Origin of the sequence: Sulfitobacter sp. 1A12157 (genome assembly GCF_043557345.1) — a bacterium.
Taxonomy (GTDB): Bacteria; Pseudomonadota; Alphaproteobacteria; order Rhodobacterales; family Rhodobacteraceae; genus Sulfitobacter.
Map to the genome: position 1 here is coordinate 25,400 of NZ_JBIFFV010000003.1, position 13,006 is coordinate 38,405.

A 13,006-nucleotide genomic window follows, 5' to 3' on the forward strand; every position below is an offset into this window, starting at 1 on the left:
TTACCCCTGAACGCCGCGCAAGGCCACCCCCGCCTTGGCGAGCGCGTTCCAGATCAGCGCATCCCGGCCATATACGTCGTCGCGGTATTCGGTGTGACCACGGGCGTTGGTGACGGCGGTGCGGTAGATCAGATGCACCGGCACCTGCTCTTCCAAGACGATCCGGGTCTCGCGTCCGCTGCGTAGCACAGTCTGAAACTCACCTTCCGGGTCTGCTGATTGCCGGGCCAGCAGCGCATAGGCGAATTCAAACGGCTCGGCCAAACGCACGCAGCCATGGCTGAAGGCGCGCACATCGCGGTCAAACAGGCTCTTGGCCGGGGTGTCGTGCAGGTAGATGTTGTATTTGTTGGGGAACATGAACTTCACCAGACCCAAGGCATTGGTGTTGCTGGGCGGTTGGCGCATGGAAAAGGGGAAGGTACGCGCGGTGTAGCGGTTGAAGTTCACCGCGCCGCGGTTCACCTTGCGGCCCCGGCTGTCGGTGATCTCAATATGATTGACCGCATAGGGGTTGCGCTTGAGCTGCGGCAGGTATTCCCCGGTCACGATCGACCGCGGCACATACCAGCTTGGGTTCACCACCATATGCTCCATCACGTCCGAGAATTCGGGCGTTGGGCGGTCTTCGCGCGCGGCCCCCACGACCGAGCGGGTCTGGAAGGTGATCTTGCCATCGTCGATGATCTTGGCCGAAAAGTCGGGGATGTTCACAAGGATATGGCGTTTGCCGCGGTCGGTGTTGAACCAACGCTCACGCTCCAGTGCGACCATGACCGATTGCAACCGCTGCTCGACGCCGATGTTAATCTGCTTCATCGTGGCCGGACCGGCGACGCCATCGGTGTTCAGCCCATGGGCCTCTTGGAACTGGCGCACGGCTTCGGTCAGGCTGGCATCATAGCCCACGGCGTTGGACCGTTCCAGATAACCCATGGCAATCAGGCGGTTGCGCAGCGCGATCACGTCGTTCCCGGTATCGCCCGGCTCAAGCTTGCCTGCGGGCACCAAGGGGCCCCAGCCGCCCTGCGACAGCAGCTTTTCCATCGCGATCTTCTCTTTCAGCAGCGCATTATACTCAAGGCTGCGCGGCGGCAGGGCGCGGAAATAAGCGGCGGGCGTCGATTTGGGCAGGTCTTGCAGATAGGTCTTGCGGTCACGATACGGAATTTCGCGCACGATCTGGCTGATGATCCGTTTGGGGATCAGCACACCGGTCTGCACGTCGCGGGCATAGCGCAGGAACACGCGGCTCAACTCCACCTCGGCGAATCCCCGGTCGCGCGGGGTCTTGGCCGTGCGCAGCATCTCCAACACCGCATCGGGGTTGTAGCGCGTGACCGGCAGGCCATGATCATCCGCCGTGGTGATCGCCCGCATCAGTTCCGACCGGCGCGCGCGGTGCTCTTCGGCGGCCCCGGTCCAGATGGCGGTATAATCGTTCTCGCGGTAGAAGGCCGCGATGTCATCGTCTTGGGCAGCAGCTTCGGCGACGGCTTGTTTGAAAGCGGTGACCTGCGCCGTGGCAGGCGCGGCAAGGACCAGTGCCGAAATCAACAGGGCAAATCCTGCGATGAATTTGGGCAATTGCCGTGAAAAAGTCGCGCTGAATCCCATGTCGTACCCCGTGAATATACCATTGCCGCCGCGCGACCCTATTGCCTGCCCGGTTTGCCAATATTACTACGCGCAAGTCCATTCAAATTTCCGTTCGCAGGAAAAACGCGTGATGGCCTGTGCGGATTGCGCATCGGTTTCCCCAGTAAACATTGGGTTTTTTAACTCCATTGCGCAAAAACTCGCCTAAATTTGAACCACTCGGGAACCATTCCGATTCAGCCCTTGGTCAGATTTTCCCGCTATGCAATAACAATGTTGCATCTGGGGATGAGATGAATGGCCCATGTAACATCTTGGGTAACTTAGGCAGACGACGGGACAGAGACACATGACAGGCAAAAGCTCCTCGGGGATGACCCGGCGCGCCCTTCTCGGCGCATTCGCAGCAACCACCGTTGCAGCAGCTCCCACCTTCTCGAACGCGGCAGGCTTTCTGCGCGGTGCAGGCGACATTCGCCGCATCCGCATGTATTCGGGCCGCACGGGTGAGCGGCTGGACATGATCTATTGGATCGAAGGCCACTATATCAAAGACGCCTTTGCCGAGATCAACCATTTCATGCGCGACTGGCGGACCGACGATGTCATCAACATGGACCTGCGCACCATCGACATCATGGCCGCGTCGCATAATCTGCTGGATGTGAACGAGCCCTATATGCTCCTCTCCGGCTACCGCAGCCCGAAAACCAACGCGATGCTGCGCTCCCGTTCCAGCGGTGTGGCCAAGAATTCGCTGCACCTCAAAGGTCAGGCCGCTGACCTGCGCCTCGCCTCGCGTTCGGTGCATCAGGTGGCCCGCGCGGCGATGGCTTGTCGTGGTGGCGGTGTCGGGCGCTACTCCGGTTCGAACTTCACCCATATGGACTGCGGCTCGGTGCGCAGCTGGGGCGGCTGATCGCAGCCTCCCGGACGGCATGAGTGAATTGTTAAGGGCGCCTTCGGGTGCCTTTTTTGTTGTGCGATTTTGTCACCTGTGGGCTTTCGCTGGCGGTGGTACGGCTCTACGGTCGCGCCAAAGACATGCCGGGGAGAGAGATGCAGGTAAAGACAGCGCGGATTGCGGTGATCGGTTTCGGGCCGCGCGGCCTTGGCGCGCTGGAGGCTCTGGCGCATCGGCTTATAGGGACAGAACGGCGGATAGAGATCGACATCTACGAGCCCGGCCCCCATCCCGGTGCGGGTCCGAACTTCGCCCCCTCGGAGCCCGCCTATTGTCTGCTCAACATCCCAAACCGCGATATCGCCATCCGTCCGCCAAAGGGGTCGCGTGTCGGACATTTCGCCCAGTGGCAAGACCGCCCTGTCGATCCCGACAGTTTCCCCTCCCGCGCCGAGATGGGCCGCTACCTCATGGCGCGGCGGGATGATCTTTTTGCGCAGGGTTTTACGAAAACCGGTGTGACTTGCAGGGTGCTGCCCGCCTCCGTGGCCCGCATCTCACCCGCGGCTTCGGGCTGGCGTGTGCAATCCGAAAGCGGATCGGAAGCGCGATATGACGAAGTGCTCCTCACTCTCGGGCAGCCCTCTGTCGCGCCAGACGCGCAATGGGCGGAATGGCAGGAGCACGCGGCGCGGAGCGGGGCGGAAGTCGCGCAGGCCTATCCGGCAGCAAAGCTGCGCGCGCAGGCGGCGACATGGCAGGGCAAGCAAGTCGCGATCCGGGGCTTGGGCCTGTCGACCTATGACGTGTTGCGCGGCCTGACCATGGCACAGGGCGGGCGCTTCGATACGGCGGGCTATCATGCCTCGGGCCGGGAGCCGAGCCGTATTCTGCCCTTCTCGCTCAACGGGCATCCCCCATTTCCAAAGCCGCAGGATGCCGCTTTCGACGCGCTGTTCGACCCGACACCGGAAGAGACCGCAGGTTTCTCCCAAGCCGCTATCGCTGCGGTCAGTGCGCGGCCCGAGGCGGCGCCCTTGTTGATCTCAGACGCCCTGCTGCCCGTGGTCGTGCATATCCTCACGCCTCAGAATGTACGGGCGGAGCAGATCGAAAACTGGTTGGACGCCGAATGGTCAGACCCCGGCGCGCAGGACCAGTCGCCGCCGCTGGAGGCGCTGCGCCACGGGATAGACCTGGCCGCCGGTGAGGTCGCGCCGAGCATTGGCTACACAGTCGGGCAAGTCTGGCGCAAATGGCAGGACGCATGGCGCGCGGCTTTCAACCCGGGCAACGCATCGCCCCAGACGGCCAAGCGGCTGATCGACTTCGACGAAGGGTTGAAACGATATTCCTACGGCCCGCCGCTATCCTCCGCGCGGGAGCTTTTGGCCCTGATCGACGCGGGGCTGGTCGACCTGTCCTTCGCCACCAATCCGCAGATCACGGACAGCGCGCAAGGCTGGACATTGCAGGCAGAGGGCGGCGCGGCGGAAGTTTCCGTCATCGTCGACGCGGTGTTGCCCGCACCGGAGCTTTCGGGCATCGTGGGGCCGCCTCTGCCCGATCTCATCTCTCAAGGTTTTCTGTCCCCCTTGTCCTCCGATCTGGCCGCAGCGACCGCGCCTGACGGCACGCTGCGCGGCCATGACGGGCGCCCCGTGCCGGGCCTTTGCCTGCTGGGTCGGCTCGCGCTTGGTAGTGTGACGGCGGTGGATTCCCTGCACGATTGCTTTGGTCAATCCGCCGACCGTTGGGCGCAGGGCGTGATTGACAGGCTATCGGGGTGAAACGCTGCCTTATCTCTACAAGAGTTTGTGAACCTGCGCCCGCGATGGAACAGCAAGGCGCTGAAACGGTTTCCCTTTCAACACGCGATTGAAGAATAGGGGAACGACGCAATGAAGAGACGACATTTCATCACCGGTGTAGCCGCCAGCGGTGCCGCATTTGGCAGTGGCCTTGCCACACCCGCGCTGGCGCATCCGCCCAAGGAAATGCCGAACTATGACGTGCCGCCAGACATGATGCCGCGCCAGGTGCCGATCGCGGCAGGCGCACCGCCCTATGAGATCCACGTCGATCCCGACAATTTCGCGCTCTACTGGACGCTGCCCGACAATATGGCGTGGCGTTATACCGTGGGCGTTGGCCGCCCCGGTCTCTACGAATCCGGCGAGTTCTTTGTCGGCGCCAAGAAGGAATGGCCCAGCTGGACCCCTACCCCGGATATGATCGACCGCGAGCCGGAGAAATACGAGAAATACGCCGATGGTATGGAGGGCGGCTTGGACAATCCGCTGGGGTCGCGCGCCCTTTATCTCTTTACCGAGGAGCGCGGCGACACCTTCCTGCGCATCCATGGCACCAATGACGCCTCCACTTTGGGCAAACGCGTCTCAAACGGCTGTGCTCGACTGGTGAACGATCAGATGGCCGAGCTTTATGACCGCGTGCCAATGAACACCCGCGTGGTACTCTACGAACCGATCGGCTGAGTTTTCTTTCGGTCGGATCAACCAGCCCGGAGCGGAGAATATCCGCTTCGGGCTTTTTTGTGCCTCTCGGTCGGTCAGTAGGATTGAAACATTTCACACAGGCCAAAGAGGTTTGCCCGCGGCGGCGGCACACAGGTTTTTGCGACGGCTATGTAACAGGTCTTGAGCGCTTCTCGCCAAGCCGACCACCGCCATAACTCCCGGTCGGCGGCGCGTAGATAACACACTGATAACAGTATCTTACGGGGCGGTGGCAATTTGTTACGATCCAATCGCGCCGGGTCTCGTTCTGACACCGGGCCGTGAACCGAGTTGCTTTGTAACCGCCCCTCACCGCGCCTTAATATCATTGCATCGAACGGGCCTCCCGACCTCCCCGCCTCTCCCCAGAGCGAGAAAGCCGACGCCCTTTCCCAAACCAGAAAGGACTAGAACAATGAAACTCTTCATCGCAACCGCCGCCGCCACATTGATCGCTTCCGCCAGCTTAGCAGGGCAGTCGACACGCTACGAAGACCTGCGCTTGGATACGTCCGTAACGGCCGACGTCGTCCATGCCGCAGACGCCGGTGAGACCCGCCCTAATGAGCGCGCCGCCGACCTACGCTTGGACACATTCCCGGGCGCGCGCGCGCCTGTCGCCACCCTCTCAACCAGCGGGCCCGTGGGCAGCTTGGGCGAAGGCTTCGCCTATGGGGGCTACGGCGCGGGCAATGACTCCCGCTAAGCTTTGACTGACTTGAGAGCGCCCGGCCCGAAGGGTGCCGGGCTTTTCTAAAAGCGGAACCGCATGGCCCGACGGGGCAACAGTTACTCTTTGCAAAAAAGAAAGTGGCGGAGCGACAGGGATTCGAACCCTGGAGACGGTCTCCCGCCTACACACTTTCCAGGCGTGCGCCTTCGACCACTCGGCCACCGCTCCGTTGAGGCGGGGTTTAGCTTGGGGCGGCAGTGAGTTGCAAGAGCGAATTCCCCCCAGAGAGGATAAATTTATCTAACCGCCCAGATGAACATAGACCCGGCGGTTCAAACGGCCCTTTTTCTCAATCTTTCCAAGGCGAAGACCGCCAATCTCGCCGGTGCGAGCGACATGGGTGCCGCCGCAGGGCTGTAGATCAATGGGGTCTTGCGCCTCTCCGATGCGGATCAGGCGAATGTCCCCTCGTCCGCGGGGCGGGGCGACCGACATGGTTTTGACCAGTTCGGGCGCGGCGTCCAATTCGGCCTCGGTGATCCAGTCCTCGCTCACCCGCGCATCAAGGGAGACGAAGTGATTCAATGCCTCCTCCAGCTCCTCGCGGTCCTGCGGCGCATCGGGCATGTTGAAGTCGAGCCGCCCATGGGTGGCCGAAATCTGTCCGCCCGTGACCGGATGTGGAATGACGACGGACAAAAGATGCAGCGCCGTATGCACGCGCATATGCTTATGCCGACGGTCCCAGTCGAGTTCCTGTTTCACGAAAGCCCCCACCGGCGGCAAGGGACGCGGCTCTGCCGGGACCAGCGCGATGCGCCCGCTGTCGCGGTCGCGCACCGTGGTCGCGATGGTCAGCTCTTGCTTGTCCCATGTCAGCCACCCGCTGTCGCCCGGTTGGCCACCGCCTGTGGGATAGAACAGGGAATTGTCCAAAATCACCCCACCTTCGGGCGTATGGGCCGCCACGCGGGCCGGCGCATCGCGCAAATAGGTCTCGGTCCGGTAGAGCTCGCCCGTCATGCCTGCGGCTCCGCCTCGTCGCTGCCGTCTTGGACGCTGGCACTGGTCGCGGGCTGCAAGGTCTCAGGGTTGCGCAGCCATAGGTCGCGTTGGGCGAAGGGAATTTCGATCCCTTCCTCTTTGAAACGCGCGGCGATGGCGTGGTTGATGTCGTTTTTGACCTTCATCATCCAGTTCACGTCCCGCAGGTAGCAACGTACCTCGAACTCCAGCGCATCGGCCCCGAAGTTCAAGAACAAGACCGCGGGCGGCGGGTTGGTCAGCACGATTGGCTGCGCCTCGGCGATCTCTTGCAGGATGCCTTCGATCCGTTTGGTATCGGTGCCGTAAGCCACGCCCACGGGCACGATGAGGCGACCCACGGTATTGCCACGGGTGTAGTTGGTGACCGTGCCGCTGATCAGATCGGCGTTGGGCACGATGACATCGGTTCGATCGAATGTTTCGATCCTCGTGGAGCGCACCGAGATGTCGCGCACATAGCCCATCTGGCCGCCCACCTCGATCCAATCTCCTTCTGAGATCGGGCGTTCGATCAACAGAATGATGCCGGAGACGAAGTTCGATACCACGTTTTGCAGACCGAAACCGATACCGACCGACAGCGCCCCGGCGACATAGGCCAGCGCGGAAAGGTCGATCCCCGCCCCGGTGATGGCGAGCAGCGCGGCGAGGAAAATACCGACATAGCCAATCCCCGAGACGATGGCATTCTGCCCCCCGATGTCCATCCGCGTCTTGGGCAGGACATTGCTGCGCAGCGCCCCTTGGATCAGACGGGTGGCGGCATAGCCGATCACGAAGATCACCGCGAAGGACAGGAAGTCGGTCGGGCGGATCCGCGTCTCACCAAAGGCGAAGCCCCGGCTGAACAGCGCCCAAAGCTCGGTCAGGTCGGTGACCCGCGCGCCCCATGCCAGCGCCATCAGGGGGAGCGACAGCAACAACAAGATGAGGCCAAAGAAAACCGGCATCAGCGCGTCCCGCGCCTGCACCCCCTGCCCGGTCATGGCGCCGTAGACATCGGCCAAGAAGCGTTGCAGCGTCATCACAAGCCCCAGAAGCACCAGCGTCGTGACATAGGGCGGCAGCAGCGAGACGGCGGCGTTGTAATAGCCGCTGACCAGCAGCAGTGGGGCTACCACGGCCACGATCATTGCGCCCAGGCCCAGCCCGCGCACGACGCGGTTCAGGGTCGAGGTCCGCGGCTCTTCGGCGGCGGAGACGTCCTCCGTCACCGGATCGCTGTAACCGTGCAGAATTTTCCCGATGCGGAACAGGGCAAAGGCACTCAGCAGCATCACCGGCAGGCGCAGCACGGCCTCGGTGGTTTCCGCCGGGTCTTGGCCGTCGAAGATGGCGGTGACGATCGCGCCCAGTATGACGGTGACGGTGATGATGCTGACGTAGAAACGGACCGCTTTGCGCTCAGCCGCTGGCAGCAGGATCAGCGCCTCGTCATCATCGCGCGAGAACACTCGTTCGGCGACCCAGCGAACGCCCAGCATCGCGCCGCCGATCACCGGGATCAGTTGCACCAGAGCCGAGCCGCGCGGGCCGAGCCAATCGGTCGCCAAAACGGCCATGGCCAGCAAGACCAAACCGACCGTGGGCAGGATGATCCGCAGCAGCGACACGACAAAGCGCCAGATCCCAAAACCACGCGCGCCGAATTGCTGCAGCCGCCCCACGATCGCAGTCGACCAATGTTGCCCGCGGAGGATCAGCACCAAGCCCAGAATGGTGAGGGCCAAAACCGCAGGCAGGGAGGAACGCAGGCTGCGCCGCGCCGTGTCGGCATCGTCAGGCGCCTCGGCGGCGATCTCACCCGCCGCTGTCGCCAGATCGTCAATCGCGGTGCGCCAATGGACGGGGTTGAGCGGCGTGGGCACCACCTCCATCAACTGCTCGGTCTGGCGTTCGCGCAGAGCCACGTCGATCTGCCCGATCAGCGCATCGGCGCGCAGATATGCTGCCTCCGCCCGTTGGACCGGGGTCAGCAGGGTGTTGAGCTGTCGGTTCAACTCTTCACGGTTGGCAGCGACTTCGGGAGATTCCGGCTCGGCCCCCTCGCCCTCGGGCGGGGTTCCAAGCGCGGCCAATTGTTCGCGCAGGGCGGTGATCCGCGCGGCATTGAGGTTGCGCGCCGCGTCGAACTGGGCGCGGTAGTCTACCAGCCGGGCGCGCTGCACCTCCAGCATGGTTTCCGTGGTGCCGGGGGCGTCCACCGCCTCTTCAGCCGAAGAGGCGACGGTTTCCCATTGGTCGAAATCCGGCAGAACCGGTTCCTGTGCGACAGCAGCGCCGGTCAGCCAGACCAGCAACGCGGTGAGGCCAAGGGCGAAGCGGAGCATTTGGGTCATGTATCCTCGAAAACACCTGGGATGGATTGTGGCGCGGCATCAAGCCAAGCGGGCGTCGGCAGCCCCTTCTCGCGCAGGAAATCCGGGTTGAAGAGCTTGGATTGATAGCGCGTGCCGAAGTCGCAAAGCACAGTCACAATGGTATGGCCCGGCCCCATGTCTTTCGCCAGACGTATGGCACCGGCGACGTTGACACCCGACGACGCACCAAGGCAGAGCCCCTCATTCTCGAGCAGGTCAAAGACGACCGGCAGCGCCTCTTCATCCGAGATGTTATAGGAATGGTCAGGTTTGAACCCTTCGAGGTTCGCGGTGATCCGCCCCTGACCGATGCCCTCGGCGATGGAACTGCCTTCGGACTTCAACTCGCCTTCGGTATAGTAGCTGTGCAGCGCCGCGCCATCAGGATCGGCCAGCGCGATCTTCACGCCTTTGGGTTGCAGCGCCATGGCCACGCCAACGAGCGTCCCGCCCGAGCCGACCGCGCAGCAAAAGCCATCGACCTTGCCCCCGGTCTGTTCCCAGATCTCGGGGCCGGTGGTTTCGATATGGGCCTGCCGGTTGGCGGTATTGTCGAACTGGTTGGCCCAGATCGCCCCCTCGGGCGTGGTCTTGGCCAATTCCTTGGCCAAACGCTCGGAATAGCGGACGAAGTTGTTGGGGTTTTTGTAGGGTGCAGCGGGCACCTGCACCAGTTCGGCGCCGGCCAGCCGCAGCATGTCTTTCTTTTCCTGCGATTGGGTCTCGGGGATGACGATGACGGTCTTGAACCCCATCGACGCGCCCACCAGCGCAAGCCCGATGCCGGTGTTTCCCGCAGTGCCTTCGACGATGGTGCCGCCGGGCTTCAACTCACCCCGTGCGATGGCGTCACGGATGATGAACAGCGCCGCGCGGTCCTTGACCGACTGGCCGGGGTTCATGAACTCCGCCTTGCCCAAGATTTCGCAGCCGGTCTCTTCGCTCGCGCCGCGCAGTCGGATCAGCGGTGTGTTTCCAATGGCCTCGGCCAAATCTTTAGCAACCTGCATGTTTGCCCCCAGTTCATGTTCCGTCCGGTTTAGCTGTCGTGCCTTCGGACCTCAAGCGTTCGCGGTGGCGCGCCAGCCAATAGGCGCTTGCCACCAATGGCGCATTGGCAAGCGCCTGCGCATCTGCCAAGGCCATCAGATCATCGAATGACATCAGATGCGACCGGATATCCTCGCCCTCCGCAGGCAAACCGCCTGTGCCCATGATATGATCCGGCAAATCCGCCAATCCCACGAAAATGTGAAAGAATTCCGTCGCATTTCCGGGGGAGGCATAGACGTTTCCGACCGGCTCCAAGGCACCCAAGGTGATGCCCGCCTCCTCCTGCGCCTCGCGCCGCGCGGCGGCCTGCGGGGTCTCTCCGGGGTCGATGTGGCCCGCGATGGGTTCCAACTGCCAGCAGGTCCGGTCACCGCGCGCCAGCGGGCCCATGCGGATTTGCTCGACCAGCAGCACGCGGTCGCGTTGGGGGTCATAGGGCAGAACCAGCGCGGCATCCGCGCTGACAAAGACCGCGCGGTCGATCTGTGCCGACAGGCTGCCGTCAAAGGTCTCATGCCGCAGCGAGATTTCATCCAGGGCGAAAAAATTCGCGTAAACGCGGCGGCGGTCAATCACCTCGACCTTGCCATCAAGCGCCAGCGGATCATGCATGCCCTGTGTCGCCAGCACCTGCTGATGGGCCCGGCGGCGGATCATCGGGAACATCGCATCGACCTCGGCCCGCGGGCGCTTGCCCATATAGCTCATCACTTCGCGCGCGGCGTGGCAGGAAAGCGCGGCCCAATCACGCTCCCACTCTGACAAGGACCATGGCCCCTGCGCGGTCCAGCGCCCGGGCTGGGGCAGATAGACCTCGGCCCCCTGCCCGTCTGCCAATGTCACCGGCACCAGATCATAGTCGAAGGCGCCTTCATAGAAGTCGAGCCGCGCAAAATCATCCGCGCTCAGCCCCCGCACCAGCAACCCCTCGGCCTGCGCGCCCTCGCGCGCCTCAATCGTCGGAAACGGCCCTTCGGCGGCAGCCGAGACGTGGTAGCCGGGCAGATTGGCGGGGCTGAGGTCAATCGCCTCGAAAGAGCGGCCAAGCACGATTTCCAAGAGCGGCAGATGCCGCAGGGTGCCGTAGATAAAGAGATGTCGCATGGGGGTCAGGGCCAACGATTATAAGCAAATTCTGTCAAAAGCCCCACGATCACGCCGCCGATGACAAGCGCCACGCCGATGGGCACGGTGGCGATCATCAGGCCAAATTCCGCGCCGATCTGGAACACGGCGACGATGGCTTCGAAGGGATCGTCATAGCGGTTGCGCAGCGCCAGACGGACCATTTCATTCGCCGCCTGCAAGAAGATCGCCCAGAGCATCAGCACAAAGACCCCGGCAAAACCGTTGTTGATCGCAGCCACCATGCCCCGGCCCGCGCGCCGGCCCATGACGCGCCAGCCCACGAGGAGGCCCAGCACGACGTTGAGCGGCAGGAAATATCCGAAATCCGTACTTTCCGGCATCAGGGGCACCACCATGCCCGACAGGACAAAGGCCAGCACAGCGAGTGAGATCGCCGCCATAAGTCGTGCACCATTCGGCATTTTTCGGCTCCTTGCGGGGGTGGACCGCAGGGGCGGTCACACCGGTCGCCGTACCGTAATCTGCGTCACATCACAATTGCCACTGTCGAATGTCGCGGCACAGGAAGTGAGGTAAAAATTCCACATCCGGCGAAAGCGTTCGTCAAAGCCAAGCGCGGTGATCTGATCCCATTTCTCGTTAAAGGTCTCATGCCAACGGCGCAGGGTGATGTCATAGCTTTTGCCGAATTCGATCGACCGGTCGACCACCAGCCCTGCCCGCTCGACCTGCTCCCGTAGGATCGTGGGGCTGGGCAACATGCCGCCCGGGAAGATGTATTTTTGGATGAAATCCACCCCGCGTTTATAGACCTCCCACCGGCGGTCGGCGACGGTGATGATTTGCAAAGTCGCCGCGCGGCCCGGTTTCAGGCGTTGGTGCAGCGTGTCGAAATAGACCGGCCAATATTTTTCGCCTACCGCCTCGAACATCTCGATGCTGGCGATGCCGTCATAGCTCTCGGTCTCGTCGCGGTAATCTTGCAGTTTAAAAGTCACACGATCCGAGAGCCCCGCCTTGGCGATGCGCTCTTGTGCGTAGTTGAACTGCTCTTGGCTGATGGTCAGTGCTGTCACCTTCAGCCCGCGTTCGGCGGCGGCATATTCCGCAAAACCGCCCCAGCCACAGCCGATTTCCAAGACGTGGTCGCCGGGCTGCACGCCCATCTGATCGACCATGGACTTGTATTTCGCCCGCTGCGCGGCCTCAAGCGATTGCTGGGCGTCGCCCTCAAAAATGGCCGAGGAATAGGTCATCGTATCATCCAGCCAGAGGCTGTAGAAGTCATTGCCCAGATCGTAGTGATAGCTGATGTTGCGCTTGGCCTGTTTACGGTTGTTGCGCTGAAGCCAAAACCGGAACTTCTCGAACTGGCGCAGCAGCCCTTGGCCGGGGAAACCGTCATAGACCGTCTCATTCCCTGCATGAACCAGATCCATGAAGGCTTGCAAGTCCGGGGTCGACCACCATTCGTCCAGATAGGCGTCACAGAAGCCCAGATCGCCCTCGCGGATCAACCGGGCGAAGAGGTCATCGTTATGGATGTGCAGTTCCGCCACCGGGCCGGGTTTGGCCCCCTCGGCACGGAACATGCGGCCATCGGGCAGGACAAAGTCCACCCGCCCATGCTGCATCTCTTGCGCCATCGCGAAGACCTGCGGGAAATAGCGCGGCAGACCTTTCTGCCCCTCGGTGGTCGTAAGCTTCATACCTCGGTTCCGTTCTTGTTATTGACGCCCACTGTAACCGCAGGCTGCTGTTT

The 13,006-nt window shown here is 62.5% G+C and carries 11 protein-coding genes and 1 tRNA gene; 4 read left to right on the top strand and 8 right to left on the bottom strand.

What is annotated here, in order from left to right; genetic code table 11:
- The gene (locus ACGYLC_RS06715) at window positions 1-1,617 is read right to left on the bottom strand and encodes a murein L,D-transpeptidase (protein ID WP_394422267.1); all 1,617 of its coding nucleotides are present in this window, start codon (window positions 1,615-1,617) and stop codon (window positions 1-3) included.
- A gap of 331 nt (window positions 1,618-1,948) precedes the next feature.
- On the opposite strand from ACGYLC_RS06715, the gene ACGYLC_RS06720 reads away from it, so the two are divergent.
- The 4 genes from ACGYLC_RS06720 (at window position 1,949) to ACGYLC_RS06735 (ending at window position 5,728) form a co-directional block, all read left to right on the top strand.
- Window positions 1,949-2,518, top strand: coding sequence for a YcbK family protein (locus ACGYLC_RS06720; RefSeq protein WP_394403456.1), 570 nt, complete (start codon window positions 1,949-1,951; stop codon window positions 2,516-2,518).
- A 140-nt stretch (window positions 2,519-2,658) separates the two neighbouring features.
- On the top strand, window positions 2,659-4,293 hold the full coding sequence (locus ACGYLC_RS06725) for an FAD/NAD(P)-binding protein (protein ID WP_394422268.1): 1,635 nt from the start codon (window positions 2,659-2,661) through the stop codon (window positions 4,291-4,293).
- Between the two features lie 111 nt (window positions 4,294-4,404).
- Window positions 4,405-5,001, top strand: a complete 597-nt coding sequence (locus tag ACGYLC_RS06730; RefSeq protein WP_394403454.1) for a L,D-transpeptidase — start codon at window positions 4,405-4,407, stop codon at window positions 4,999-5,001.
- Between the two features lie 436 nt (window positions 5,002-5,437).
- A complete protein-coding gene (locus tag ACGYLC_RS06735) occupies window positions 5,438-5,728 on the top strand; it encodes a hypothetical protein (RefSeq protein WP_394422269.1) in 291 nt (96 codons plus the stop codon).
- Window positions 5,729-5,833: 105 nt separating this feature from the next.
- On the opposite strand, the gene ACGYLC_RS06740 is transcribed toward ACGYLC_RS06735, so the two are convergent.
- The 7 genes from ACGYLC_RS06740 to ACGYLC_RS06770 form a co-directional block, all read right to left on the bottom strand.
- Window positions 5,834-5,923, bottom strand: a tRNA-Ser gene (locus ACGYLC_RS06740).
- Window positions 5,924-5,995: 72 nt separating this feature from the next.
- Entirely contained in the window at window positions 5,996-6,718 is a 723-nt protein-coding gene (locus ACGYLC_RS06745; protein ID WP_394422270.1) for an alanyl-tRNA editing protein, read from the bottom strand.
- Entirely contained in the window at window positions 6,715-9,081 is a 2,367-nt protein-coding gene (locus ACGYLC_RS06750; protein ID WP_394422271.1) for a DUF3772 domain-containing protein, read from the bottom strand. The genes ACGYLC_RS06745 and ACGYLC_RS06750 overlap by 4 nt, the downstream gene beginning before the upstream one ends.
- The gene (locus ACGYLC_RS06755; protein WP_394422272.1) at window positions 9,078-10,112 is read right to left on the bottom strand and encodes a cysteine synthase A; all 1,035 of its coding nucleotides are present in this window, start codon (window positions 10,110-10,112) and stop codon (window positions 9,078-9,080) included. The genes ACGYLC_RS06750 and ACGYLC_RS06755 overlap by 4 nt, the downstream gene beginning before the upstream one ends.
- Before the next feature lie 13 nt (window positions 10,113-10,125).
- Window positions 10,126-11,259: an NUDIX domain-containing protein gene (locus ACGYLC_RS06760; protein WP_394422273.1), complete on the bottom strand. Its 1,134-nt coding sequence runs from the start codon at window positions 11,257-11,259 to the stop codon at window positions 10,126-10,128.
- 5 nt (window positions 11,260-11,264) lie between these two features.
- Window positions 11,265-11,705 (bottom strand): TrgA family protein, encoded by a 441-nt coding sequence (locus tag ACGYLC_RS06765; protein WP_394403846.1) that lies wholly within the window; start codon window positions 11,703-11,705, stop codon window positions 11,265-11,267.
- A 36-nt stretch (window positions 11,706-11,741) separates the two neighbouring features.
- Window positions 11,742-12,953 (bottom strand): class I SAM-dependent methyltransferase, encoded by a 1,212-nt coding sequence (locus tag ACGYLC_RS06770; protein WP_394422274.1) that lies wholly within the window; start codon window positions 12,951-12,953, stop codon window positions 11,742-11,744.
- Window positions 12,954-13,006: the final 53 nt, after the last annotated feature.